This is a genomic window from Streptomyces sp. DSM 40750, assembly GCF_024612035.1.
Taxonomy (GTDB): domain Bacteria; phylum Actinomycetota; class Actinomycetes; order Streptomycetales; family Streptomycetaceae; genus Streptomyces.
This window is the reverse complement of record NZ_CP102513.1, coordinates 6,448,335-6,471,088: the sequence shown is the minus strand read 5'-3', so window position 1 is coordinate 6,471,088 and position 22,754 is coordinate 6,448,335. Positions and strand designations below refer to the sequence as shown.

At 72.1% G+C, this 22,754-nt stretch carries 17 protein-coding genes; 8 read left to right on the top strand and 9 right to left on the bottom strand.

Annotation, left to right across the window (positions count from 1 at the left end; all coding sequences use genetic code 11):
- The first annotated feature begins 545 nt into the window (after nt 1-545).
- Both JIX55_RS28905 and JIX55_RS28900 read left to right on the top strand, forming a co-directional pair.
- A complete protein-coding gene (locus tag JIX55_RS28905) occupies nt 546-4,754 on the top strand; it encodes an nSTAND1 domain-containing NTPase (RefSeq protein WP_257566184.1) in 4,209 nt (1,402 codons plus the stop codon).
- 154 nt (nt 4,755-4,908) lie between these two features.
- On the top strand, nt 4,909-5,730 hold the full coding sequence (locus tag JIX55_RS28900; protein WP_443046550.1) for a glycosyltransferase family 2 protein: 822 nt from the start codon (nt 4,909-4,911) through the stop codon (nt 5,728-5,730).
- A 45-nt stretch (nt 5,731-5,775) separates the two neighbouring features.
- On the opposite strand, the gene JIX55_RS28895 is transcribed toward JIX55_RS28900, so the two are convergent.
- From JIX55_RS28895 to JIX55_RS28885, 3 genes are all read right to left on the bottom strand, one after another.
- The gene (locus JIX55_RS28895) at nt 5,776-6,324 is read right to left on the bottom strand and encodes a hypothetical protein (RefSeq protein WP_257566182.1); all 549 of its coding nucleotides are present in this window, start codon (nt 6,322-6,324) and stop codon (nt 5,776-5,778) included.
- 104 nt (nt 6,325-6,428) lie between these two features.
- Nucleotides 6,429-7,205, bottom strand: coding sequence for a TIGR03943 family putative permease subunit (locus JIX55_RS28890; RefSeq protein ID WP_257566181.1), 777 nt, complete (start codon nt 7,203-7,205; stop codon nt 6,429-6,431).
- The gene (locus JIX55_RS28885; RefSeq protein ID WP_257566180.1) at nt 7,202-8,185 is read right to left on the bottom strand and encodes a permease; all 984 of its coding nucleotides are present in this window, start codon (nt 8,183-8,185) and stop codon (nt 7,202-7,204) included. The genes JIX55_RS28890 and JIX55_RS28885 overlap by 4 nt, the downstream gene beginning before the upstream one ends.
- Nucleotides 8,186-8,355: 170 nt before the next feature.
- Between JIX55_RS28885 and rpmF the strand changes: the two genes are divergently transcribed.
- Both rpmF and JIX55_RS28875 read left to right on the top strand, forming a co-directional pair.
- Complete coding sequence (gene rpmF / locus JIX55_RS28880) at nt 8,356-8,526, top strand: 50S ribosomal protein L32 (protein WP_257566179.1); 171 nt, start codon at nt 8,356-8,358, stop codon at nt 8,524-8,526.
- A gap of 14 nt (nt 8,527-8,540) precedes the next feature.
- Nucleotides 8,541-9,728: a GTP-binding protein gene (locus JIX55_RS28875; RefSeq protein ID WP_257569510.1), complete on the top strand. Its 1,188-nt coding sequence runs from the start codon at nt 8,541-8,543 to the stop codon at nt 9,726-9,728.
- A gap of 16 nt (nt 9,729-9,744) precedes the next feature.
- Here JIX55_RS28875 and JIX55_RS28870 read toward each other — a convergent pair whose 3' ends face one another.
- Nucleotides 9,745-11,712, bottom strand: a complete 1,968-nt coding sequence (locus JIX55_RS28870) for an NAD-binding protein (RefSeq protein ID WP_257569509.1) — start codon at nt 11,710-11,712, stop codon at nt 9,745-9,747.
- Between the two features lie 310 nt (nt 11,713-12,022).
- Here JIX55_RS28870 and JIX55_RS28865 point away from each other — a divergent pair, with 310 nt between their 5' ends.
- Entirely contained in the window at nt 12,023-12,799 is a 777-nt protein-coding gene (locus JIX55_RS28865) for a hypothetical protein (RefSeq protein ID WP_257566178.1), read from the top strand.
- A gap of 171 nt (nt 12,800-12,970) precedes the next feature.
- Nucleotides 12,971-13,591, top strand: coding sequence for a sigma-70 family RNA polymerase sigma factor (locus tag JIX55_RS28860; RefSeq protein WP_443046549.1), 621 nt, complete (start codon nt 12,971-12,973; stop codon nt 13,589-13,591).
- 310 nt (nt 13,592-13,901) lie between these two features.
- Here the strand turns inward: JIX55_RS28860 and JIX55_RS28855 are convergent, their stop codons facing one another.
- Nucleotides 13,902-15,731, bottom strand: coding sequence for a S9 family peptidase (locus JIX55_RS28855; RefSeq protein ID WP_257566176.1), 1,830 nt, complete (start codon nt 15,729-15,731; stop codon nt 13,902-13,904).
- A gap of 119 nt (nt 15,732-15,850) precedes the next feature.
- On the opposite strand from JIX55_RS28855, the gene JIX55_RS28850 reads away from it, so the two are divergent.
- Both JIX55_RS28850 and JIX55_RS28845 read left to right on the top strand, forming a co-directional pair.
- Nucleotides 15,851-16,234, top strand: coding sequence for a nuclear transport factor 2 family protein (locus JIX55_RS28850; RefSeq protein ID WP_257566175.1), 384 nt, complete (start codon nt 15,851-15,853; stop codon nt 16,232-16,234).
- A 74-nt stretch (nt 16,235-16,308) separates the two neighbouring features.
- Nucleotides 16,309-17,133, top strand: coding sequence for an SURF1 family protein (locus tag JIX55_RS28845; protein ID WP_306820042.1), 825 nt, complete (start codon nt 16,309-16,311; stop codon nt 17,131-17,133).
- A 117-nt stretch (nt 17,134-17,250) separates the two neighbouring features.
- Here the strand turns inward: JIX55_RS28845 and JIX55_RS28840 are convergent, their stop codons facing one another.
- From JIX55_RS28840 to JIX55_RS28825, 4 genes are all read right to left on the bottom strand, one after another.
- The gene (locus JIX55_RS28840; RefSeq protein ID WP_257566173.1) at nt 17,251-18,864 is read right to left on the bottom strand and encodes a hypothetical protein; all 1,614 of its coding nucleotides are present in this window, start codon (nt 18,862-18,864) and stop codon (nt 17,251-17,253) included.
- Nucleotides 18,861-19,538 carry a SigE family RNA polymerase sigma factor gene (locus tag JIX55_RS28835; protein ID WP_257566172.1) on the bottom strand — a complete coding sequence of 226 codons (678 nt, stop codon included), beginning with the start codon at nt 19,536-19,538 and terminating at the stop codon, nt 18,861-18,863. Before JIX55_RS28835 ends, JIX55_RS28840 begins: the two co-directional genes overlap by 4 nt.
- Nucleotides 19,539-20,098: 560 nt before the next feature.
- A complete protein-coding gene (locus JIX55_RS28830; protein WP_257566171.1) occupies nt 20,099-21,172 on the bottom strand; it encodes an aspartate-semialdehyde dehydrogenase in 1,074 nt (357 codons plus the stop codon).
- 43 nt (nt 21,173-21,215) lie between these two features.
- Nucleotides 21,216-22,496: an aspartate kinase gene (locus JIX55_RS28825; protein WP_257566170.1), complete on the bottom strand. Its 1,281-nt coding sequence runs from the start codon at nt 22,494-22,496 to the stop codon at nt 21,216-21,218.
- Between the last annotated feature and the right edge of the window lie 258 nt (nt 22,497-22,754).

The window sequence follows — 22,754 nt, the reverse complement described above, 5'->3', positions numbered from 1 at the left end:
CACCGGGCCGGTCACGGGCATGACTCCGGCCGTGCGGATCCGGCGGTGAAGGAGAGGTAAGAAGCAGAGGGAAGCAGTAGAGGTGACAGGTCAAGGGCCCGATCCGCGCAGCGGGTCGGGCCCTTCGGCCGTTCCGAAGACGATCCTCGCGCGGTCGCCGGGCCCGTGGCCGGGGCGCGTTGTCGCCGGAATCGCTTCGTTCGGCACCGGTCCCTCCCCACGTGGGGACCGGTGCCGAACGGTGCGGGGGTGTCGATCCTCGTCAGGAGACGTGGATCGAGACGGTTGTGGAGGTGTGTGGCGGCGTGCGGAGCGGGGTCGTCGCTGAAGCTGACCGAAAACGGATGGTTCATGGGTCGGTTCTGCGGGCGCTGTGCCGGTGGCCTGCGTGTGCGGCGCCCTTGAGGTGCGCGGCCTGGGCTTGATCCTGCCAGTCGGGGCTCGCACCGAGGAGGGTCCGGTGATCCCCCCAGGGCTTCGTCGCAGGTCAGACATATAAGGTGAGTTTTCCGGTCCGGATATCCAGGTACGGGGGAAGTTAAGGGGTGGATGCCTTGAGTTACGACTCAGGGGCACGCACAGCCTTCGCGGAGCGTCTCGCGCTGCTGTACAAGGAAGCGGGCAATCCTCCCCTCAAAAGTGTTTCCGAGTCGGTTGGCCGACTGCAGCGGGTCGACGAACGCGGGCGGCCCGTGCGGGTGTCCGCCCAGCGGATCAGTGACTGGCGGCGGGCCAGGAACGTGCCGGCGCAGTTCGCCGCCCTCGCCGCCGTCCTGCATGTCCTGATCCCCGAGGCCCGGCGGGCACGGCCCGTCCCGGTGTCCAAGGGGCTGTACGACATGGCCCAGTGGCAGCGGTTGTGGGAGCTGGCCCTGGCCGACCCCGTGGGCGAGCGCCCGGCGGGGGCGGCGGGAGGTCCCGCGTCCACCTCGTCCACGGCGGTCGCCGCCTCCGCCGCGGCCCTGGAGGAAGAACACACCCCGGGCACGGGCTCGGCCATCCCCGGCGGTGTCTGCCCCTACCGGGGGCTGGCCTCGTACCGGCAGCAGGACGCCCGGTGGTTCTTCGGGCGGGAGCGGAGCACCGAAGCGCTCGTCGCCCAGTTGCGCGCTGCGGAGCGGACGGGCGGGCTCGTCATGCTCGTGGGCGCCTCGGGCGCGGGGAAGTCCTCCCTGCTGAACGCCGGGCTCGTGCACGCGGTGCGCAACGGTGCCCTGGGTGGCCGGCCGGACAGCCCTTCCGGTGAGGGACATACGGGGAGCCGGGCGGGCGAGGTGCTCCAGCTCGTGCCGGGTGCCGATCCGCTCGGGGAGCTGACCCGCCGGATACCGGAGTTGGGGCGGGTCGTGTCCGCCGCGTACGAGCCGGGTACGCCGATGTTCGCCGAGGCGGTACGGGAAGCCGTCGCGGCGTGGGCCCTGCGGCGCGAGACGTCCCCCGACGGCGACGGTGCCACCCCCGACGGCGCGTCCTCCACTGCCGACAGCACGGTCCCGCCCCACTCCACCGGCGCCCTCTCCCGCACCAAAACCACCCACCCCAACGCCAACCCCAACCTCACCTCCACTCGCCCCGTCCTGATCGTCGACCAGTTCGAGGAGACCTTCACCCTCTCCACCGACGAAGCCGACCGGCGCACCTTCATCCAGCTGCTCAGCGCGGCGTGCACGCCCGACGGTCCGGGCGAGCCGGCACCCGTGCTCGTCGTCCTGGGGATCCGGGCCGACTTCTACGAGCAGTGCCTCGGGTATCCGGAGCTGGCGGACGCGTTGCAGCACCGGCACATGGTGCTGGGGCCGTTGACGACGGCGGAGTTGAGGGAGGCCGTGGTGGGGCCGGCCAAGGCGGTGGGGCTGGAGTTGGAGCCGGGGCTGGCGGAGTCGATCGTGCGGGAGGTGAGTGCGGACGGGCCCCGCGGGGCGCATGACGCGGGCGTGCTGCCGCTGCTGTCGCACGCGCTGCTCGTGACATGGCAGCGGCGGAAGGCGGGGCGGCTGACGCTGGCCGGTTATCGGGCGGCGGGCGGAATTCAGGGCGCGGTGGCGGCGACCGCCGAGCGGGCCTGGACGGGGCTGGACCCGGCGGCACGTACGGCCGCGCGGCTGCTTCTGCTGCGCCTGGTCCGGCTGGGCGAGGACACGCAGGCCACGCGGCGGCGCGGCACGCGGCGGCAGTTGGCGGACGGCTCGGCGGACCCGGACAAGACGCAGGAGTCGCTGGAGGCGCTGGTCCGCGCCCGGCTGGTGACGCTCGACGCGGAGACGGTGGAGATCACCCATGAGGCGCTGCTGCACGCCTGGCCCCGGTTGCGGGGGTGGATAGACGAGGGGCGCAACGACCATCTGCTGCGGCAGCGGCTGGAGGAGGACGGCCGGGCCTGGGAGGAGTCGGAGCGCGACACCTCCCTGCTCTACCGGGGCTCGCGGCTCGAACAGGCCCACACCTGGGCGAAGTCCGCCGGGAGCACCTTCCTGACCCGGAGCGCGGTGGAGTTCCTGGCCGCCTCGGTCCGGCTGCGCCGGCGTACCGTCTGGATCAGCCGGAGTGCCGTGGCGGCGCTGGTGGCGCTCGCCCTGGTGGCCGTCGGCTCGGCGGTGGTCGCGTGGCAGCAGCGCAACGACGCGGTGTTCGAGCAGGTGGTCGCCGAGGCCGATCGCGTCCAGTACACGGATCCGTCGCTGTCCGCCCAGCTCGACCTGGTGGCGCACGACCTGCGGTCCGACGACGAGGGCACCGCCAACCGGCTCGTCTCGATCGTCAACGCGCCCCTGGCCACCCCGCTCCTCGGCCACGGCGGCGCCGTCTACCTCACCTCGTTCAGCCCGAACGGGAAGTACCTGGCCACCGCCAGCTACGACCGGAGCGTACGGCTGTGGGACGTGGCGGACCCGTCCCGGCCCAAGGCCCTGGGCAAGCCCCTCACCGGGCACACGAGTTGGGTGAGCACCTCGGTCTTCGATCCGGACGGCCGTACACTCGCCAGCGCCGGCGACGACGGCACGATCCGGCTGTGGGACGTACGGGATCCGGGCGCTCCCCGGTCACTCGGCGCGCCGCTGACCGGGCACGACGGCACGATCTATCTGCTCGCCTTCAGCCCGGACGGGAAGACGCTCGCGTCCGTGGGCGAGGACCGCACCGTACGGCTGTGGGACGTGAGCGACCCGGCGCACGCGACGGCGCTCGGCGCGCCGCTCACCGGGCACACCGCGCCCGTACGGGCCGTGGCGTTCAGCCCGGACGGGAAGACGCTGGCGACCGGGGGCGACGACGACACGATCCGGCTGTGGGACACGGCCGATCCGCGTGATCCCGCACCGCTCGGCACGGTGCTCAAGGGCCATGCGGCCCTGGTCCACACCGTGGCCTTCAGCCCCGACGGGAAGACGCTGGCCAGCGGCAGCTCGGACAACACCGTCCGGCTCTGGGACGTGGCCGATCCCCGGCACGCGAGCGCGCTCGGGTCGCCGCTCACCGGGCACACCGGGCCCATCTGGTCCGTGGCCTTCAGCCCCGACGGGGGCATGCTCGCCGCCGCCAGCGCGGACAGTACGGCGAGTCTGTGGAACGTCGCCGATCCGGCGTACCCGTCGCAGGTCGGCGAGCCCCTCGCCGGGGCCAGCGGCGAGATGTACGCCCTGGGGTTCAGCCCGGACGGCCGGACCCTCGCCACCGGGAGCGGTGACAGCAAGGTCCGGCTCTGGTCGATACCGACGTCGGACATGGTCGGCCAGAACGGAGTGTTCCGTCCGGACGGGGACGTGCTCGCCACGGCCGGGGGCGACGGCCGGATCCGGCTGTGGAACGTGGAGAAGCCCGGCCGGCCCGTGCCGCTGGGCGAACCGTTCCTGGCCGAGGACGGCGGCAATCGCGCCCTGGCCTTCTCCCCCGACGGCCGGACTCTCGCGATCGTGGCCGGAAACCGGGCGCTGCACCTGTGGGACGTCAGCGACCCCGCCGACCCGGTCCCCCACGGGGCGCCCGTCACACTGCGGACCCGGTACGCCGACGCGCTGGCCTTCAGTCCGGACGGCAGGACACTGGCCACCCCCTACGACGACCACACCGTCCAGCTGTGGAACGTCGGCGACCCGTCCCGCCCCGTCCCGTTCGACAGGCGGCTCACCGGCCACAGGGGCTATCTCCTCTCCCTCGTCTTCAGCCCGGACGGCCGCACGCTCGTCAGCGGCAGCGCGGACGGCACCATCCGCCTGTGGAAGGTGACCGACCCGGGCCGCGCCACCCGGCTCGGCGAACCCCTCACCGACCACCACGGCCCCGTCAACATCCTCGCCTACAGCCCGGACGGCAGGACACTGGCCAGCGGGGGCGACGACGACACGGTCCGGCTCTGGGACGTCACCGACCCCGCAGAGGCGAGCCGGCTGGGCTCCCCGCTCACCGGCCACACCGAGGCGGTCGCGTCGCTGACCTACAGTCCCGACGGCCGGACCCTGGCCAGCGGCGGCAACGACAGCACCGTCCGGCTGTGGAACGTCGCCGACCCCGCCGAGGCCTCCCCGATCGGCCAGTCGATGAGCCCCAACGCCAAGACCGGCAACTTCCTGTCGTTCAGCCCCGAGAGCCACATGCTCGGGGTGTCCAGCGGCTCCGACACCGTACGGCTGTGGAATCTGGACGTCGACGACGCCGTACGGCACATCTGCGCGACGACACGCGGGGTGCTCACACGGGAGAAATGGGACGAATACCTGCCGCGGCTGGCCTATGAACCGCCGTGCCACGACGCCTGACAAAGGCTCGCACAATGCCTGCCATGCGCGTGATCCCGATCACAACTTGTCCACGCAGTGGAGCAGTCGGGTCCCGTCCGACGAGCAGTCTTGTTAGCCTTGGCCATAGCCCGGTCGCTGGTGCATCCCCCGTCGCCAGCGACCGGGCCCTTTCATGCCTCCGACGAACGCGACGTCTCGAAGGGTGGTGGGTACTGCCGTGACCCGGCGCATCGTCGTCGTCACCGCCGTCCACGCCCCCTCCGCCCCGTTCCTCACCGAGGCCTACGAGTCGCTGCGCGAGCAGGAACTCCCGGCCGGCTGGGACTGGCACTGGGTCATACAGGAGGACGGCACCTCGGACGCCGTCGCCCCGTACGTCCCCGGCGACGACCGCGTGACCTTCCGCCAGGGACGCCCCGGCGGCCCCGGAGTCGCCCGCACCATCGCCCTCTCCGAGGCGGACGGCGCGTATGTGAAGGTCCTGGACGCCGACGACCGGCTGACCCCGGGGACGCTCGCCCGCGATCTGGCCGCCCTCGAAGGCGACCACACCATCGGCTGGGCCACCTCACGCGTCCTGGACGTCCTGCCCGACGGCTCCACCGCCGGCTTCCCCGGCGATCCCGACCACGGCCCGATAGAGCGCGGGGCGATCCTCGACCACTGGGCCGCGCACGGCTTCATAGCTCAGGTTCATCCGGCGACGCTCTTCGTCCGCCGCGAACTGGCGCTCGCCCTCGGCGGCTGGATGGCCCTGCCGGCCTCCGAGGACACCGGGCTGCTCCTGGCGCTCAACTCCGTGAGCCGCGGCTGGTTCTCGGCCGAGACCGGCCTCCTCTACCGCAAGTGGGAGGGCCAGCTCACCGGCCAGGCGGCCCACACCGACGCGACCGAACGGAACGCCCGGATGGCGGTGATCGAGGCCCGCGCCCGGGCCCTGGCGCGCTTCCGGTGGAGCTACCCGGACCGCCTCGAAACCGCCGCCGCTCCTTGACGGAGCCCATGGAGGCGGCCCGGGAAGGGCCCGGCTCCGACCCGGCTAACGGCCCCCGCCGGCCACGGTGAGCCAGTGGGCGACCCTGCGGACGGTCGTCTCGTCGAGCCCGTCCACGACGGTCCGCACGGCGGCCAGGTCGTCCGGCCCGAGGTCGTACAGGCCCGCCTTGCCCAGCCCGGCCATGAGCACCTGCTGCCGCCGACCGGTCATCCGCTCCCTGAGCACGCTGGGCTCGCCGCCGGGCGTTCCGGCGCTCACGGCGGAGGTCTCGGCAGATGCCTCGGCAGACGTCCCAGCAGACATATCAGTAGAGGTCACGGCAGACGTCACGGCAGTCGGTTGGGGCGCGGCAGTCGACGAGTCGTGCCGCTCCCACCCCCCGCCCTTCGGGCCCCACAGCGTGACGGCCGGATCGTCGCCGCGCGCCCGCAGGGTCTGGGTCATCTCGCCGACCGCGTACACCACGGGGAAGCGGTACGGCGACTCCGCGCCCACGCGCCAGGAGGCCGAGGAGGGCTCGTAGAACATCGCGACCCAGCGGGGGATGCCGGGGGGCTGCGGGCTCTCGGGACGTGTCTGCACGGCGCTCATCCCTTCGGATACGGCGTTGCAGGCGACCATAACTGACGGACCGTCAGCTATCCAGGGTGCCGCCACCCGGCCTTTCGAGGGCGCTCGGCGGCCGGCCGGTGCCCTCAGCCGTTCCAGGCCTCGTCGTACGGGTCCTGGGGCGACTTGACCGGCTTGGTGGTGGTGACGTCGAGGTACGGGATGGCGGTGCCGTTGACCGGGTCCTTGGCCTGTTGGGGGCTGTAGGTGCCGGTGACCTCGATCCAGGTGTCGGGCTGGAGGACGGCCGGGAGTTCGCCGGTGAGGGCGATCTTGACGGGCTGGGCGTCGGCGGCGCAGCAGTTGAGGGCCATGCGGACGAGGTACGGGGTGCCGGAGCCGTCGAGGGCGAGGAACCCGGTGACCTTGAGCGGGCGGTCGGCGAGGGCGCGGCCCTTGTCGTAGACCGCGCGGCCGGCGTAGTCGGCGACGCTCAGGCGGAGGGTGCCGTCTGCGGGGAGGGTGGGGTAGCCCCAGGGCTGCTGCTGGAGGGCCGTGCCGGTGCGCATGGCGGTGTAGGAGCCGGCGGCGGGCGGGGCGACCAGGACGAGGGCGAGGAGGGGGAGGACGAGGAGCCAGGAGACGCGGGGTTCGTGAGGGGTGTGGGCCGTGCCGGCGTCGGCGGCGTCGGCGTGGGCATCACCGGTGTCGGGGCCGCCGGCCTGGGGGGCGTCCTGTCGGCGTGCCGCCCGGCGTTCGTACCAGACCGTCGCGACCGCGGCGGCTATCAGCACCACGCCCGCGCCGATGAGAAGCGGGCGGAGGCCGGCCTTGACGTAGCGGAGGTAGAGGTCGGTGAAGCCGGCGTGGAGGAGGGCGCCGCCGGTGAGGAAGAGGACGACGGTCTGGGCCTGGCGGTTCACAGGAGCACCGTCCCGACGAGGGCCGACACCAGGATCGCGAGGGTGAAGGTGGCGGGGGCGAAGCGGAGTGCGAAGGCACGGCCGAAGGTGGCGGTCTGCATGGCGAAGAGTTTCAGGTCGATCATCGGGCCGACGACCAGGAAGGCCAGCCGGGAGGTCAGGGAGAACTGCGTCAGCGAGGCGGCGACGAACGCGTCCGCCTCCGAGCAGATCGAAAGCAGTACGGCGAGGACCGCCAGGGCGAGGATCGCGACGACCGGGTTGTCGGCGGCGGCGTTGAGCCAGCTCGCCGGGACGACCGCCTTGAGCGTGGCCGCCGCCATCGCACCGACGACCAGGAACCCGCCCGCGTGCATCACGTCGTGCCGCACCGAGCCCCAGAACGCCGCGCCCTTGCTCTGGCCCTCGTAGGACGGCCGCTCCGGCGGGCGCATCCACTCGCCGCGGCCCAGCCCTTGCCACAGCCAGCCCATCGCGCACGCCACCAGCAGGCTCGCCACGAGCCTGGCCGCCACCATCTCGGGGTTCCCCGGGAAGGCCACGGCGGTCGCCGTCAGCACGATCGGGTTGATCGCGGGGGCGGAGAGGAGAAAGGCGAGCGCCGCCGCGGGCGTCACACCCCGGCGCACGAGGGCGCCCGCGACCGGCACCGACGCGCACTCGCACCCGGGGAGCACCACGCCCGCCATGCCGGCCGCCGGTACCGCCAGCGCGGGCCGCTTCGGCAGCGCGCGGGCGAAGAACGACGCCGGCACGAACACGGCGATGGCCGCCGACAGCAACACCCCGATGACCAGGAACGGCAGGGCCTGCACGACCACCGCCACGAACACCGTCATCCAGCTCTGCGTCACGGGCGCGGACAGCAGGCCGCGCAGCGGGCCCTGCGCCACCACCGCCAGGACCAGCAGCATGGTGAGGAGGAGGGGTGGGTCGAGGTGCCGACCGCGGTGGGGGGCTTCTTCCTTGGAAATGGCCACGGGGGACGGTACCTCCGTAGGGAACGGCTGTGCTGTGCGGGCCGGTTCGGCCTCCCCTCTCATACGGCGCCGGGGGCGCGGTTGCTCACGGCCATCGCACCCCACCCTCTTTTAGTAATGGGATCCATTTTCATGTAACGTCCGGGGCATCACCTGTGGAGGAGGACCCCATGGCCGTACCCAAGCGGAAGATGTCCCGCAGCAACACCCGTCACCGTCGCGCCCAGTGGAAGGCGAGCACGCCGCAGCTGGTGCCGTTCACGGTCGACGGCGCCACGTATCTCGTACCGCAGCGACTGCTGAAGGCGTACGAGCGCGGGCTGATCCAGCCGGCGGGCTGAGCGGCGTGACCACGGTGCACGACGGACTCGACCGGCTCCCCGTCACGGTCCTCTCCGGCTTTCTCGGCGCGGGCAAGACCACCCTGCTCAACCATGTCCTGGCCAACCGCGAGGGGCTCCGCGTGGCGGTCATCGTCAACGACATGAGCGAGGTCAACATCGACGCCGCCCTTGTGCGCGGCGGCGAGGCCGCGCTGTCGCGCACGGAGGAGCGGCTGGTCGAGATGACCAACGGGTGCATCTGCTGCACCCTGCGCGACGATCTGCTGGAGGAGGTGGACCGGCTGGCGCGGGAGGGCCGTTTCGACTATCTGCTCATCGAGAGTTCGGGGATCTCCGAGCCGATGCCCGTCGCGGCGACCTTCGCCTTCGCGCGCGACGACGGTGCCGTGCTCGGGGACCTCGCCCGGCTCGACACCATGGTCACGGTCGTCGACGCGGTGAACTTCCTGCCGGAGCTGGCGGGGGGCGAGGAGCTCGTGGCGCGGGGGCTCGACCAGTACGAGGACGACGAGCGCACCGTGAGCGATCTGCTGATGGACCAGGTCGAGTTCGCCGATGTGATCGTGCTGAACAAGCTCGACCTCGTCGACGCGGCGACCGCCGAGCGGCTCGCGGCGACGCTGGCGCGGCTCAACCCGGCCGCGCGGATCGTGCCGGTCAGCCATGGCCGGGTGCGGGTCGCGGAGGTGCTCGGCACCGGGGCGTTCGACCTCGAACGGGCCCAGCAGGCGCCGGGGTGGGTGCGGGAGCTGAACGGCGACCATGTGCCGGAGACCGAGGAGTACGGCATCTCCTCGACCGTCTTCCGGTCCGAACTCCCCTTCCATCCCGGGCGGTTGTGGACCTTCGTGACCGAGGACCTGGACAGCGGTTCCTTCGGGCAGGTCCTGCGCTCCAAGGGGTTCTTCACCCTGGCCAGCCGGCCGGGCGTCGTCGGGCTGTGGTCCCAGGCCGGGTCCGTCGCCCGCTTCGAGCCGTCCGCCGCGCGGGACGACGAGGCCCCGTACGCGCAGGAGTTGGTCTTCATCGGGACCGGCCTGCGGGCGGATGCGCTGCGCTCGGCGCTGGCGGGTTGCCTGATGGGTGAGGGCGAGCCTCTCGCTGTGCCGTCCGCCGTCGACGACCCCTTCCCCGCGTGGGACACCTACGGGATCGACGACAGCTGCGAGCACGAGCATCACCCGGCCCAGGTGAGCTGACCAGGGAGTTCGGCGCCTACGAGCCCGTCCGCGCCCGCCTCCCCAGCAGCTCCGCCAGGCCCCGGCGGGTGGCCGCCAGGACCACGCGGTCCTCGGCGCGGAGGACATAGGTGGGCGGGAGGTCCCACAACAGGCCCGAGCCCGATGCCCGTTCGGTGGCGGGCTCTCCGGGCGCGGCCGTGTCCAGGGCCAGGACCCTCCACGCGCCCGCCTGGAAGGCCTCCGCGACGGTTCGGCCCTCCAGGCGGGGGTGGCCGCGGACCTCGACGGCCGCGAAGAGCAGTACCCGGCGTTCGACGGGGATCGCGCCCAGGATCTGGCGGCCCATCATCGCGCCGGCGAAGGCGGGCGCGGCGAGGTGGGTGACGCTGCGGCTGCGGGTGAGGGCGCCCGGGTGGGCGGCGCGGAGGGTGCGGTAGACGGCGGTGGCGAAGTCGTCGTCGTAGAGGCGGAGGACGACGCGCAGGTCGGGGCGTACGGAACGGGCGTACAGCCCGGCTTCGAGGTTGGTCGTGTCGGAGCTGGTGACGGCGAGGAGCGCGTGGGCGCGGTGGACCTTGGCGGCCTCCAGGACGCCCTCCTGGGTCACGTCGCCGAGTACGACCGGCACCCTCAGCCGACGGGCCTCCGCGAGGCCCCGCGCCTCGGGGTCGGCCTCGACGCAGACGACCGGGATGTGCAGTTCGCGCAGGCGTGCGAGCACCCGGGTGCCGATCTTGCCGAGGCCGAGGAGGACGACGTGCCCGGAGAGGCCGCGAGGCGGCTTGCGGAGGGCGGAGCCGCTGCGGAAGGTGCCCAGGGCCTCCAGCACGGCGGCCAGGAGCACGGGCAGGAGGAGTAAGCCCATGAGGCCGGAGAGGAGTTGGAGGATCTGGCGGGAATCACTCTGGTCGGTCGCCGGGTCGGCGATCCCGAAGAGGTCGAGGAGGGTCGCGTACGTCGCCTGGAGCGGATGCTCCCCGGTGATCACCATCTGAGCTACGGCGAGGGCGAACACACACCCCACCAGCCCCGCGAGGGACCACCGCAGCCGCCGCGAGAGCAGCGACCCGAACGCCCCGAAGGCCCCCAGCGACCCGCCGCTCGCCCGGCCGGGCGGCAGCGCGGGGCCCGCGTAGCGCACGGTGTCGAGTACGACGGTCCCGCGTCCGGTGGCCGCCGCCACCGCCCGCTCGTCGGGCAGGAGTTGGGGCCCGCGCTCCCCGCTGCTCTCGGAACCGTCCGCTCCGGCGGGGTCGTTGGTGGTCGCCGAGAGGAGCGCGAGCGTGCACAGGCCTCCCGGGCTCTGGCCGCCACGGCCCGGCGGGCGCTCCACGGCCCGCAGCATCAGGCCGTCCGTCTGCACGACCTTGGTCGTCCCGGCGACGGCGGTCGCGGCCAGCGCGGGGGCTGCGGTGTCGGCGTCGGAGAGGACGGTCGTCGAGGCGCCGAAGCCGTCGACCCCGTCGTCGGCTGTGCCTCCCGTGGCCAACGCGGCGGCCTGGTCGAGGAGTTCCTCGATGTGCTGGCCCAACCGCCGGTTGTAGAGGCGGAGGACGAGCCGCAGGCGCGGGTTGAGGCGTCGGGCGGTGAGGGCGGCACGGATGTTGGTCTCGTCGTCGTCATACACGAGCGCCAGCGCGGCGGCCCGCTCCACCCCGGCCTCGGCGAGCACGGCCTCGGTGGCCTCAGCGGCCTCCAGAACCCGGTCGCCGTTCCGGTCGTTCCTGCCCTCTCCCCGGTCGCCTCGCTCTCCTCGCTCTCCTCTGTCTCCGGTCCGGTCGCTGGTCCGGTCGCCGGTCGTCGGATCGCCGTTGCCCGCCGCCCGGTTGACCACCGCCGTCACCCGGTCCAGGAGCGCGGCGGCGCCGCGGGCGCGCCCGACGACCGGCCGCTGCGCGACCCGGGCGGTGGGCGGCACGACGAGCGTCACCTGTTCCCGGTACACGTTCCGCAGTTCGGCGGCGAGCCGGTGCGCCAGCCCGTCGTCCCCGCAGACGACCATGTGCGCACCGGAGTCGGCGGCCGGTCCGCTCCGCCCGCTCGGGGCGGTCTGCCGGCCCGCGCCGACGGGACCGGACGGTATGTCCGGGCCGGTCGTCCCGGCCGGGTCGGCCGGACCCGCCTGTCTGCCCGGACCGGTACGGCTGCTCTGTTGCGAAGGGCTCCCCACGAGGCAGAAGACTGCCTCATCGGCGCGGCCGGTTCCTTCGTGATCCAGGTCACTGTTGAGGGCGTGAGTGCGACGGCGGGTGGAAATCCGTACTCAAGAGGGACGGGGTGACGACGGTGTCCGGATGCCAGGATGGGGCGCCATGACCGCAGGGTGGGGTTCGCGCACGACACGCGCCGCGATGTTCGCGGCCGTCTGTGTGCTGCTCGCCGCCCTGGGACACGTGATGATGTCCGGTACCCAGGTCCCCTGGTGGGCGATGGCCGCCGGGGCCGCCGCGACCGGTGCCGTCGGCTGGTGCCTGGCCGGACGTGAACGCGGGCTCCCGCTGATCACCTCCGTCGTGGTCGCCGCCCAGACCGCCCTCCACTCGGGCTTCGAGCTGGTGCAGTCATCGGGCCCGACGGCCCCCATGAGCCATATGTACTCGGCGAGTTCGGCGAACTCGATGGGTTCCGCGGATTCGATGGGTTCCGCGGTTTCGACGAGCTCGGCGGATCTCACGGACATGGGATCCACCCACATGATTCACACGGTCCACACGGCTGCGGCCGGTCACATGGACCATGTGGACCACACCGGGTACCTCCTGGACGGCTCGTCCGCGTCCTCCTCGTCGCTTCTGTCCCCGCTCGCGTCCGCGTACGCGTCGTCGGCCGGCATGTTCGCCGCGCATCTGCTGGCCGCGCTGCTGTGCGGTCTGTGGCTGGCGTACGGCGAACGCGCCGCCTTCGCCCTGCTGCGGGCTGTCGCCGGCTGGCTGGCCGCACCGCTGCGGCTGTCGCTCGCGCTGCCCGCCGCGCCGGAGCATCCGCGCCCGCGAGTGCGTCGCGGCCGGTCGGACCGTTCGCCGCGACGGCTCCTCCTCGTCCATGCGATCACCTCTCGGGGTCCACCCGCCGGGACCGCTGTCATCTGACGACAGCCGGTGACCCGAGGCGGCCGCTGCGGCATGCGCCTCGGGCTTCGGCCGTACGCCGCCCGCGCGCGTGCCGTACGGCCGGTTTCCCTTTCTCACCGGACCGGTGGACGCGCTCTTCGATACCCGCGTCCGTGGTCCGGACCCCGGATGACCCGAGAAGGACACCAGGTGATCACCCCTATCTCCCTGCCTGCCTCGATCCCGCAGGCCAGGTCCACGACCGACGAGTCCATCACCGCCTGGGCGCTGGCCGCCCGCGGTGGGGACCCGGAGGCCGTCGAACGGTTCGTCGGTGCGCTGCACCGTGACGTCCAGCGGTTCGTCGCCCACCTCTGCGCGGACCCGCAGGCCGTGGACGACCTCGCCCAGGACACGTTCCTGCGGGCGCTCGGCAGCCTGCACCGGTTCGAGGGGCGGTGCTCGGCCCGTACGTGGCTGCTGTCCATCGCCCGGCGGGCCGTGACCGACAGCTTCCGGTACGCGGCGGCGCGGCCGCGGCTGTCCGACGTGCCGGACTGGCGGCTGGCCGTCGAGCACGCCCAGCCTCGGGGGCTGCCCGGGTTCGACGACGGGGTCGCGCTTGTCGATCTGCTGAATACGTTGCCCGAGGAGCGGCGGGAGGCGTTCGTGCTGACGCAGGTGGTGGGGTTGTCGTACGAGGACGCGGCGGAGCTGAGTGGGTGCCCGGTCGGGACGGTGCGGTCTCGGGTGGCTCGGGCCAGGGCGACGCTGGTGGCGTTGCTGGCGGCGGCGGAGTCCCAGGAGGCCGGGGTGTTGGTGGCCGCCTGAGGGTGCGCCCGGGGCTTTTCCCGCCCCCGCCGCCCCTGCCCGTTCCATCCCGGGGGCGCTGCCCCTTCGACCCCGGGGGCCTTGGGTGGGTTGTTCGGCCGCGGGTGAGTGGGGGCTGGTCGCGCAGTTCCCCGCGCCCCTTGACGGCGTGGGGCGTGCCCGGGGCTTTTAGGGGCGCGGGGAACTGCGCGAGCAACCACACACCACCCGCACCCGCCCAACAACCAGCCCCCCAGCTCTTCAGCGTCCGGGGTCGAAGGGGAGGCAGCCCCTGGGAGGGGACGGGTAAGAGCGGCGGGGGCGAGGAAAGTTACCGGCGTGGACCGAGGTGGCGTTGCGCGAAGTCCAGCTCCAGGCGGATTTGTTTGATGCGTTCGTCCACCACCAGGGAGCCGTGGCCGGCGTCATAGCGGTAGACCTCGTGGACGGCACCTCGGCCGGCCAGTCGGTCGACGTAGTTGTCGATCTGGCGGATGGGGCAGCGGGGGTCGTTGACGCCGGCGGAGATGTAGACGGGAGACTTCACCGCGTCGACGTAGGTCAGGGGGGACGAGGCCTCGAAGCGCTCAGGAACCTCCTCGGGCGTGCCGCCGAGGAGCGTGCGGTCCATGGCCTTCAGCGCCTCCATCTCGTCGTGGTACGCGGTGACGTAGTCGGCGACGGGAACGGCCGCGATGCCGAGCGTCCAGGCGTCCGGCTCGACGCCGAGGCCGAGAAGGGTGAGGTAGCCGCCCCAGGAACCGCCCGTGAGGATGAGACGGTCGGGATCGGCGACGCCGGAGCTCACCGCCCACTCCCGGACCGCCGCGATGTCCTCCAGCTCGATCAGACCGACCCGGTGCTTCAGGGCGTCGGTCCAGGCCCGGCCGTAACCCGTGGAGCCGCGGTAGTTGATACGGATCACCGCGTACCCGTGGTCCAGCCAGGCCGCCGGGCCGGCGGCGAACGCGTCGCTGTCGTGCCAGGTCGGGCCGCCGTGGATGTCGAAGACGGTGGGGTACGGCCCGGAAACGCCGGCCGGGCGCTGCACGAGGGCGTGGACGCGGCCGCCGGGGCTCTCCACCCAGACATCCTCCACCGGCACCGAGCCGGGGGACTTCGTCCCCGGCGGGTCAAGGACGACCCTGCCTGTCGTGGAGCGGACGACCGGCGGTTCGGCGGCCGAGGACCACAGGTACTCCACGCTGCCGTCGGGGCGGACCGTGGCCCCGGACACCGTGCCCTTCGGGGTGTCCACGCGCTCCAGGCGACGGGACGCCAGGTCGTAGCGGAACAGCTCGCTGCGGGCCTCGAAGCTGTGGTCCACGAGCAGGGCGGAGCCGTCCGGATACCACTCGGCGCTCAGGTCGCCCTCCAGCCGGTCGGCGAGTCCGAGGTCGGTCTCCTCGCCGGAGGCCACGTCCCAGACGAGCGGCTCCCAACGGCCGCCCCGCTGGTGACCGATGAGCAGCCGGGTGTCGCCGTCGACAGGGGCGAAGCCCATCACCTCCAGGCCCAGCTCGACCATGCCGCCCTTGGTGTCGTCGAGCTCGGCGACCGTCGTGCCGTCCGCCCGGACCACGCGCAGCGCCGAGTGCATCGCGTCGCCGTGCTCGGTGTGCTCGATCGCGATCAGCGAGCCGTCGTGCGAGAGGTCGCCGACACCGGCCGACTCCCGGTGGCGGTAGATCTCGACGGGGGCCGCGCCCTGCCGGGACAGATGGATCGTGGAGCCGTCCTCGTCCGTGGAGCGGCCGACGATCGCCGTACGGCCGTCGCAGCCGATGGTCAGACCCGCCGGGTAGGACGGGCCGAGGCCCGGTGCCGCCTCCTCGTCCGGGCCGCCGTGGAACGGCTGGCGGCGCCAGACGCCGAACTCGTCGCCGTCCTTGTCGTCGAACCACCAGATCCACTCGCCGTCGGGCGAGAGCACACCGTCCGTCGTGCCATTGGCCCGGTCCGTGACCTGACGCTGCTCGCCGGTCTCGCGGTCCCATGCGTACAGCTCGTACGTGCCCGTGGCGTTGGAGACGAACAGCGAGCGGTGCGGCGCGTCCTCCGCCCAGTCCGGCAGGGACACCCTCGGCGCCCGGAACCTCTTCTCCCAGTCGGGCATGGACCCGCTCTGCTCCTGCGGGGTGGACCCGTTGCTCTCAGTCATGGCCCCATACTGCCCCGCCCGCACGACAATGTGCCGCCGAGGTCCCCAGCCTGTGGACAACTTCGGCCGCCGCACTTCGGGCGGCGCCGATTGTCAGTGGGTGGGTGCAGACTCGCCGCATGACCACAACCACCGATCTACGCAAGACAGTCGAGACCTTCTGGGCCACCGCCGAGGCCCGGGACTGGGCCGCGTTGGGGGAGACGCTGGCCGAGAACATCGTGTACGAGCTGCCGCAGACGCGGGAGCGGATCCGCGGCCGGGAACGGAATGTGCGGTTCATGCGGGAGTATCCAGGTGACTGGCACGCCCGGATCGAGCGGATCGTCGCAGAGCCGGGGCAGGTCGTCAGCTGGGTACATGTCACGGCGGGGGTGGAGGAGATGTACGCGATCTCCTTCTTCACCGGGGACGAGCACGGCCGGATAGCGACGATGACCGACTTCTGGCCCGAGCCGTACGAGCCGCCCTTCGCACGGGAGCACCTCGTCGAGAGGTACTGAGCGGCGGGCCGTGCCTGCCGTCGGGGCCGACCCCGCAGCCGGGCGCCCGGCGCGGGCACCGTACGGTGGAAGGCGTGTACCGGTTTCTGCTGACGCCCCGATGGTGGGGGATCAACGTCTTCGTGCTGCTCGCCATCCCCTTCTGTGTGTTCATGGGGTCGTGGCAGCTGAGCCGGTTCGAGGACCGGATGCAGGACCATCGCGCGGCGACCGAGCGGATCGACCCGGAGGACCGGGCCCCGGCGCGGCCGCTGGACGAGCTGCTGCCGGTGGACAAGAAGACCTCGGGCGCGTCGGCCACCGTGACCGGACGGTACGGCGAGCAGCTCCTCGTGCCCAACCGCGAGGTGGACGGCAAGAACGGCTTCTACGTGCTGACGCTCCTGCGCACCGACGAGGGCAAGGCCCTGCCGGTCGTACGCGGCTGGCTGCCCGGCACCGCGGATCCGGACCGGGCCCCGGCCGCGCCCACCGGCGAGGTCACTGTCACCGGTTCACTGCAGTCGTCCGAGACCCCGGGGTCGAACGGCGTGCCCGTCCAGGGCGGGCTCCCGGCCGGCCAGACCACGGCGATCAGCGCGGCGGCGCTGGTGAACCTCGTGCCGGACGACCTGTACGACGCGTGGATCACGCTCGACAAGGGCGACTCGGGGATGAAGGCCGTGCCCGCGACCGCCCCGCAGAACACCGGGCTCGACCTGAAGGCCTTCCAGAACCTCGGCTACACCGGCGAGTGGTTCGTCTTCGCCGGCTTCGTCGTCTTCATGTGGTTCCGACTGCTCCGCCGCGAGGCCGAGTTCATCCGGGACGCGGAACTGGGCCTGGTCCCGGACGAGAACCAGCCGGACGAGAACCAGCCGGACAAGAACCGCTCCCGGGAAGCCGAGCCGGCCCAGTAGGGGCCGACGGGCCCATCCAGGAAGAGCGCCTGGCATCACCAAGCACACGCACCGCGAGACCAGCGGCGGTGCTCCCCCGCCGGGACCCAGCGGCGATACTCCCCCGTCGGCCCCCGTTCAGGACGCCGCCAGCAGTCCCGTCCGGTAGACCACTCCCGCGCACGCGTTGCTGACGGCGGTCGTGAAGGTGGCTACGCCGCCCTCGGCGGTGTGGGAGACGAGGACGCTGCCGTCGGCGACACCGCCGTCCTCGGTGACGAGCTGGGTGGACACGGAGTTGGTGCCGTCGGTGGTGGTGCCAGGAGTCTCCTCGTCCGTGGGCGTCGGGTCCACTGTCGGGTCCGAGCCGCCGGTGGTGCCATCGGTCGTGCCGCCGGTGGTGGGGCAGGGCTCGGACGGCACCCAGGCGAACTGCACCTCGTACGCCGTTCCCGGCGCCAGCACCAGCTGGGTGAGGGACAGCGACGGGTCGGGCAGTGCGGTGGCCTCGTCGCCGGCCACATGGTTCGCCACGGTGATCTTCGACCCGTCCGCGGCGCCCTGCGGGGTGATGCTCACACCGCCCGCGCCGGTGACCGTACAGCTGGTGCCGGAGATGTTGGAGACACGGAACGTGCCGTAGACGGCGCCGCTGGAGTCCGGTGAGCCCACGCTGGGGCCGCCGCCGAGCTGGGCCGTCGTACACAGGGACGCGGCAGCGCTCGTGGGCGTCGCCTGGGCGCCGCCCGTGGTGCCGTTGCTCTCGCCCTTGCCCTTGTCGCCCTCGTCCTTGTCGCTGCCCTTGCCGGAGTCCTTCGAGCCGCCGGAGGAGCCGCCCGACGAACCGTCACCGCCGGTCTGCCCCTTGGACTGGCCCTCGCTCCCCTGGGTCTCCGAGCCATGGCCGACGACGGAGGGGTTGGGGTCGGAGCCGGTGGAGTTGGAGACATGGACCAGGGCCGGGATCGCCGTGCCGATGAAGAGCGCGGCGGCCGCCATCCCGACGACGGCCTGACGCTTGCGCGCCCGCCGGGCCGGTACCGCCCGCCGCAGATGGTCCAGGGTGCCGTCCCGGGGCTCGATCTCCGACACCGCCTGGTGCAGCAGATTCCGCAGCACGAGCTCGTCCGACTCGAACTTGCCGAGCCCCTTCGGCCCCAAGCCGTTCGACCCGGACCCGCCCGAACCCGAACTGCCCGACCCGGACCCGGACCCGGATCCAGACCCGGATCCAGACCCGGCCGAGCGCAGGTCGCCGAAGCGCACCCCGTCGGCATCCAGCTCGGCCGTATCCGAGTCACCCGTATCGGAGTCACCCGCACCCGAGTCACCCGTATCCGAGCCGTCCGTGCGCGGACCGCCCGTATCCGAGTCGTCGTCCGTACCCAGGTCGGCCGAATTCAGGTCGGCCGAACGCGGGTCGTCCGGAGCGCGGCCTTCGAGACCGTGGCCCTTGGAGGTGGGGCCTTGTTCTTCGGGGCCGTGATTCACAGTTCGGTTCCCAGCGTGCGATTGCGTGTCTTCGTGCTCGTCGAGCCCGCGCCCCCCGACGCGCCCGTCCGGCCCGGGCTGTTCGGCGAGCCCGTCCCGCCCACGCCGTTCGGCGCGTTCGTCACCGCGCTCCTCGGCGCGTTCGTCGTCGTCCCGGCGTCCCCAGGAGGCACGCCTCCGGGCGCCGAGCTCGTCGTGCCCGTCGCGCATGTCGGATCCGTCGCGCCTGTCGGATCCGTCGTCCCTGCCGTGCGCGCTCATGCCGGCGCCTCCATGGCGACGCGCAGTGCCGCGATGCCCCGGGAGCCGTACGCCTTGACCGAGCCCAGCGATATGCCGAGGGTCTCGGCGACCTGGGCCTCGGTCATGTCGGCGAAGTAGCGCAGCACGAGGACCTCGCGCTGCCGGCGCTGGAGACCCTTCATCGCCTTGATGAGGGAGTCGCGCTCCAGCAGGTCGTACGCGCCCTCCTCCGCGCTCGCCATGTCGGGCATCGGCTTCGACAGCAGCTTCAGACCGAGGATGCGGCGGCGCAGGGCGGAGCGCGAGAGGTTCACGACCGTCTGGCGCAGATAGGCGAGCGTCTTCTCCGGCTCACGGACGCGCTTGCGCGCCGAGTGCACCCGGATGAAGGCCTCCTGGACGACGTCCTCACAGGAGGCGGTGTCGTCGAGAAGGAGGGCCGCGAGGCCGAGGAGCGAACGGTAATGGGCGCGGTAGGTCTCGGTGAGATGGTCGACCGTCGTGCCGGAGGCCGGCGCCGTGGACGTGTCGTCGGCACCGTCGCGCTGACTGGGAATGCGGGTCGGCCGCGCGGCGGGCATCGGCGCGATCACCGGCATGCCGCCGGCCGAACCGGGCGCGCGGGGACGGCGGGGTGGACGGAGGGCGGTGCCCCTCGTCTGTACCGCGGTGAAATCGAGAACCTCTGCCACGCCTGTTGGACCCACGTCCCCCCGTCGAGGTTGTACGCGACAGGCATCACTTTTGCGTCAGACCGCACATGTGTCCTTAGGACACGCGCATCCACGGGTGCGGGAGACGCGCCCGTCGGCACGCTGCGCGCACCCGTCGGTACGACCCACCGAACACCGGACAGCGCGTCGAACGCCCTCATGCGTACCAGCTCTTCCCCTGTGCCACGAGTGTTGGCGCCCAGCCCCGCCGAAGGGCGCCCGTTAAAGACGCTCCCCGTCCGCCCGCGGTTGCGGAGGACGGGGAGGAAAATCCCTCGATCCCCGGGAGGCCTGAATCAACCCGGAATCCCACGACTGCCCGGCCGGAAATCTTCCGTCCGCCGAACCGCCGACTCGAAGAACTTACACGCCGCCACCGACAACGGCCCATACCAATAGCCCCGGCACCGACACTCGGCGACAGCCGATCTACGCACGGGAGCGGGCCGCTCGCAAGGAAATCGGCCCACAGTGCACCAAGAGGCAACGGACAGTGCACCCTCAGCCAACCGGCGCTGCCCCGGGGGGCCGCGTCGGCCCTACGCCGCCCGCTCCGCCGCCACCAGCTCCGCGATCTGCGCGGTGTTGAGGGCGGCACCCTTGCGCAGGTTGTCGCCGCAGACGAAGAGTTCGAGGGCCGTCGGGTCGTCGAGGGCCCGGCGTACGCGCCCCACCCAGGTCGGGTCGGTGCCCACCACGTCGGCGGGGGTGGGGAACTCCCCCGCACCCGGGTCGTCGAAGAGCACGACCCCCGGCGCGGTGGCGAGGATCTCGCGCGCCTTGGCGACCGTGACCTCGCCCTCGAAACGGGCGTGGACGGTGAGCGAGTGCGCGGTGACGACCGGCACCCGTACGCAGGTCACGGCGACCGGCAGGGTCGGCAGCCCGAGGATCTTGCGGGACTCGTCCCGCACCTTCATCTCCTCCGACGACCAGCCGTCCGCGCGCGGCGACCCGGCCCACGGCACCACGTTCAGCGCCACCGGCTCGGGGAACGGCCCGGTGTTGTCGCCCACGGCCCGCCGTACGTCACCGGGCCTGGTCCCCAGTTCCGTACCGGCGACCAGGGCGATCTGCTGCCGCAGGGTCTCCACGCCGGCCCGTCCCGCGCCGCTGACAGCCTGGTACGAGGAGGCCACCAGCTCGCGCAGCCCGAACTCGGCGTGCAGCGCGCCGAGCGCCACGATCATGGAGAGGGTCGTGCAGTTGGGGTTGGCGATGATCCCGCGCGGGCGGCGGCGGACGGCGTGCGGATTGACCTCGGGGACGACGAGGGGCACCTCCGGGTCCATCCGGAAGGCGCCCGAGTTGTCCACCACGACCGCGCCCTTGGCCGCCGCGATCGGCGCCCAGCGCTCCGCCACCTCGTCCGGTACGTCGAACATGGCGACGTCGACCCCGTCGAAGGCCTCCTCCGACAGGGCCGTCACCTCGACCTGCTCCCCGCGCACGGCCAGCTTGCGGCCGGCCGAGCGGGGGGAGGCGATCAGACGGATCTCGCCCCAGATGTCCGCGCGGTGGGACAGGATCTGGAGCATGACCGTGCCGACGGCCCCGGTCGCACCCACGACCGCGAGCGTCGGCCTGCCGGTGCGCCCGGCATCGACGGCCATCAGTGGCCGAGGCCGCCGTCGTACGGACCGTACGAACGGACCGTCATCGTCCGGTCCCCCCGTAGACGACGGCCTCGTCGCTGTCGGAGTCGAGCCCGAAGGCGGAGTGCACGGCGCGTACGGCCTCGGGGACGTCATCGGCGCGGGTGACGACCGAGATACGGATCTCGGAGGTCGAGATCAGCTCGATGTTCACGCCCGCGTCGGACAGCGCCTCGAAGAAGGAGGCCGTGACCCCCGGGTTGGTCTTCATCCCCGCGCCGACCAGGGAGATCTTGCCGATCTGGTCGTCGTAGCGCAGCGAGTCGAACCCGATGCCGTCCTTGTTCTTCTCCAGGGCGTCGATCGCCTTGCGGCCCTCGGTCTTGGGGAGGGTGAAGGAGATGTCCGTCAGGCCGGTCGTCACGGCGGAGACGTTCTGCACCACCATGTCGATGTTGACCTCGGCGTCGGCGATGGCGCGGAAGATCGCGGCGGCCTCGCCCGGCTTGTCCGGGACGCCGACGACCGTGACCTTGGCCTCGGAGACGTCGTGGGCGACTCCGGAGATGATGGCGTGCTCCACCTTGTGGTCCCCTTGCGACTCTGGCTTCTCGTTGCTGACCCAGGTGCCCGGAAGTCCGGAGAAGGACGAGCGGACGTGGATCGGGATGTTGTAGCGGCGGGCGTACTCGACACAGCGGTGGAGCAGCACCTTCGAACCGGACGCGGCCAGTTCGAGCATGTCCTCGGAGGAGATCCAGTCGATCTTCCGGGCCTTCTTCACGACGCGCGGGTCGGCGGTGAAGACGCCGTCGACGTCGGTGTAGATCTCACAGACCTCGGCGTCGAGCGCGGCTGCCAGCGCGACGGCGGTGGTGTCGGACCCGCCGCGACCGAGGGTGGTGATGTCCTTCTTGTCCTGGCTGACGCCCTGGAACCCGGCGACGATCGCGATGTTGCCCTCGTCCAGCGCCGTCCGGATACGGCCGGGTGTGACGTCGATGATCCGGGCTTTGTTGTGGACCGAGTCGGTGATGACGCCTGCCTGGCTGCCGGTGAACGACTGGGCCTCGTGGCCCAGGTTTTTGATCGCCATGGCCAGCAGTGCCATGGAGATACGCTCTCCGGCGGTCAGCAGCATGTCGAACTCACGCCCGGCAGGCATCGGTGACACCTGCTCGGCGAGATCGATCAGCTCGTCCGTCGTGTCGCCCATCGCGGAAACGACGACGACCACCTGGTGGCCGTTCTTCTTCGCTTCCACGATCCGCTTGGCGACGCGCTTGATGCCCTCGGCATCGGCTACGGAGGAGCCTCCGTACTTCTGCACGACAAGGCCCACGTGCGCTCCTCGCTCGGTTCAGTCCCTTATCCGCACATACACACGTACTGCGGTCGGCTCAGTTTAGCGAGCGGCCGAATTCCCCTTCTCCGGTATCGCATGGTGAGATGTCCCGCCCACCCCTTGATCACCTGGGTTTTCTCCGGACGTTCCACCGGTTTCCCACCGGCTTCTCGCCCGGACCTCCGACCGCTCCGGGAACGTCTCTGCCCAGGTCGAAGCCGAACAGTCGACGAGAACGGCGAAAAGTGCCTGGAG

What these genes read in the sequence shown, in the direction of transcription:
- JIX55_RS28900 (WP_443046550.1), top strand. Translation starts at nt 4,909, where the DNA reads ATGCCTCCGACGAACGCGACGTCTCGAAGGGTGGTGGGTACTGCCGTG.
- JIX55_RS28895 (WP_257566182.1), bottom strand. Translation starts at nt 6,324, where the DNA reads ATGAGCGCCGTGCAGACACGTCCCGAGAGCCCGCAGCCCCCCGGCATC.
- rpmF (WP_257566179.1), top strand. Translation starts at nt 8,356, where the DNA reads ATGGCCGTACCCAAGCGGAAGATGTCCCGCAGCAACACCCGTCACCGT.
- JIX55_RS28870 (WP_257569509.1), bottom strand. Translation starts at nt 11,712, where the DNA reads ATGGTCGTCTGCGGGGACGACGGGCTGGCGCACCGGCTCGCCGCCGAA.
- JIX55_RS28865 (WP_257566178.1), top strand. Translation starts at nt 12,023, where the DNA reads ATGACCGCAGGGTGGGGTTCGCGCACGACACGCGCCGCGATGTTCGCG.
- JIX55_RS28855 (WP_257566176.1), bottom strand. Translation starts at nt 15,731, where the DNA reads ATGACTGAGAGCAACGGGTCCACCCCGCAGGAGCAGAGCGGGTCCATG.
- JIX55_RS28850 (WP_257566175.1), top strand. Translation starts at nt 15,851, where the DNA reads ATGACCACAACCACCGATCTACGCAAGACAGTCGAGACCTTCTGGGCC.
- JIX55_RS28840 (WP_257566173.1), bottom strand. Translation starts at nt 18,864, where the DNA reads ATGAGCGCGCACGGCAGGGACGACGGATCCGACAGGCGCGACGGATCC.
- JIX55_RS28830 (WP_257566171.1), bottom strand. Translation starts at nt 21,172, where the DNA reads ATGGCCGTCGATGCCGGGCGCACCGGCAGGCCGACGCTCGCGGTCGTG.